Raw genomic sequence first — 2,568 nt, 5'->3', positions numbered from 1 at the left:
CCCATCCCGAACAGGACCGTGAAACAACTTTGCGCCGATGATAGTGCTGCAACCAGTGTGAAAGTAGGTTATCGTCAGGCTTGTTATTCGAAAAAACCCCTTCCGGTGATCCGGTTGGGGTTTTTTTTCGTCAAAAAATTAATTATTTGTTTTTGGAAATCAAAATTTCTATTGTGAAATAAATTAATTGTTGATAATGTAATGTCTTATTGGCAAAGGATATTACATGAATCTGTCTCAAATAAGTATGGTGATGGTGGTTGCGGCCCTTCTTTCTGCCTGTGGAGGTGGGGGGGGGAGCAGTTCCGAAGCAATATCTCCATCAGTTACTGTCCCTCCAGTTGTGACACCTCCAGTTGTGACACCTCCATCGGTCGAGTTGCCAGTAACTACTCCCCCAATTGTAGAACCGCCAGTTGTCGTGCCTCCTGCACCCTATACGTTGACACCGGCTACGCTTCGTGCAAGCAGTGTTGTCGGTTATGCTAGAACTATTATTTTGAACGCAAAACAGACTGTCGCATTTACTGGGGCTGTATATATAAAAGCGACTTCCGATTCGACCGTCTTTGATCCGAATATTTCCGTTGTTCCTTTATCTGACGTAACAGCGGATGTTCAAGTGAAAACTGCCCTTTCAGCCAAGCCTGGCCATTACGCTGGCAACATTATCATTAATGTCTGCTATGACGTCCTGTGTGCGAAGCAACTTGCCGGCTCTCCTTTTAACTTGCCATATGATATTGATGTCGTGCCACCGGAAGGAGGAGTGACTGCAATGAACTTGAGTGAGCTCTCTCCACTGGCGGGGGCAGCAGATTGGGAAACCTTCCAGGGTAATGCACAACATACCGGGTATGTGCCAGTGACATTGATTCCAAGTAATTTTAATGCACGTTGGAAATGGATGGCAGCAGCGTATGAAGGATCTTCATTGCATCCATCGACGCTAGTGACCGGCGATGACATGATTTTCCTGTCTACGAAGACATATTCTATTTATCAAAATCCTTCTTTTGTGGCCGCGTATAGTGAGAAAGATGGAAGGGAGATTTGGCGTTTCCCCTTAAATAATACAGATGGCACCAGCGTACAGCCGCCTGCCTTCAACAAGAGCACGATTTATATTTCAGCAGGCTCGCAGAATATGACAGCAATGTTTGGTTTGGATGCTGGTAGCGGTCGGCAGATTTTTAAATCAAAAATGGACTCACAGTACGATAGTTATTTGGCACCTACCATTTTCGGCGGTAGCATCTATACAAACGGCGGCCATTATGGTGGTTTATATTCATTCAATCCATCAATGGGAGCACTTAATTTTTTCACCTCGTTACCGCAAAACGATGGGTGGACGCCTGCAGTGGACGAAAAAAATTTGTATGTCTATGTCGGCGGTAGCCTTAAGCTGATTGATCCTGTAACAGGTACATTACGTAGCGAAATTAATGTTCCAAACGAGACCTGGAGCGGTCGCAGTGTTGGTGGCGCACCAGTAATCGGAGCCAATGGCATGGTGTTGGTGTCTAATTTGACGCCGTATACCAAAAATTGGATAGTTGCTTTAGATGTCATTAAAAAATCCCCGCGTTGGTCAGCAAAAGGTAGTTACTTAGGGAACTCGGCCTACGCTGACGGAATTATTTTCGCCGCCAATAGTGAAACCTTGATGTTGGAGGCACGCAAGGAGACGGATGGCACACTCCTCTGGTCCTGGACCGCACCTTCCGGTAACCAAGAATTCATTAGCGATGTATTGCTTACAAAAAACTTGGTCTTTATTAGTACTGACACCACAACTTATGCTATAGATCGTCTCACGCACGCCCAAGTGTGGAGCTACAACGCCAGTGGTAAGTTGGCAATATCGGCAAATGGTATTCTTTACATTAAAGGCGATATTGCTATTGTTGCAATTAATTTGAAAAAATGAATATTTAATCAATATTTTAGAGCTTCCTCGGACTGCTAAAAGTAAATTGGTAGGGGGGGCTGAGGGGATGAGATGCTGGCGGTACTTTAAAGAGAGAAGTATAGCGAAAAGCCTTGCTTCCGCTGGGGCGCTTTGCTATAGTTCGCCTCCCCAATGAGACGCACTAGTTTGCGACACAAAAGGGACAGCCTTCAGGGGCTGGGTAGTAGAAAAGAAGGTGTTGACGATTGTGCTGAAATGCTTCATACTCTTCCTTCTTCGCAGCTGACAAACACAACGCTTTGTCGATAGCGCGAAAGCAGTAACCGAATACAGTTCTTTAACAATTAACAGTCGATAAGTGTGGGCATTTGATGTAAGTGCAGCGTCAATCTTCGGATTGGCGTCTAACTTAAAATATCAAATGTTCACAAGAAATAATGAAATAGGATACTTCTTCGGAAGTAGCCTGTCAGTTTTTTGAGTGAGCAAATCTTTTGCAATGCAAAAGATTTGGATGGTAGTGATACTGTCCGACCTGTCAGAAATGACATTAAACAGAGATTAAACTGAAGAGTTTGATCCTGGCTCAGATTGAACGCTGGCGGCATGCCTTACACATGCAAGTCGAACGGCAGCACGGAGCTTGCTCTGGT

Annotated in this window: 1 protein-coding gene and 1 rRNA gene; both read left to right on the top strand. The window is 44.8% G+C overall.

The window, feature by feature from the left end; genetic code table 11:
- Positions 1 to 226 precede the first annotated feature (226 nt).
- Entirely contained in the window at positions 227 to 1,933 is a 1,707-nt protein-coding gene (locus CSQ93_RS28455; protein WP_158301414.1) for an outer membrane protein assembly factor BamB family protein, read from the top strand.
- Between the two features lie 545 nt (positions 1,934 to 2,478).
- Positions 2,479 to 2,568 (top strand): 16S ribosomal RNA (locus CSQ93_RS28450); the annotation flags it as partial.

It is taken from the genome of Janthinobacterium sp. BJB426, assembly GCF_002735705.1.
Taxonomy (GTDB): domain Bacteria; phylum Pseudomonadota; class Gammaproteobacteria; order Burkholderiales; family Burkholderiaceae_D; genus Janthinobacterium.
The sequence above is the reverse complement of the archived record's forward strand: the minus strand, read 5'-3'. Positions and strand labels throughout refer to the sequence as shown.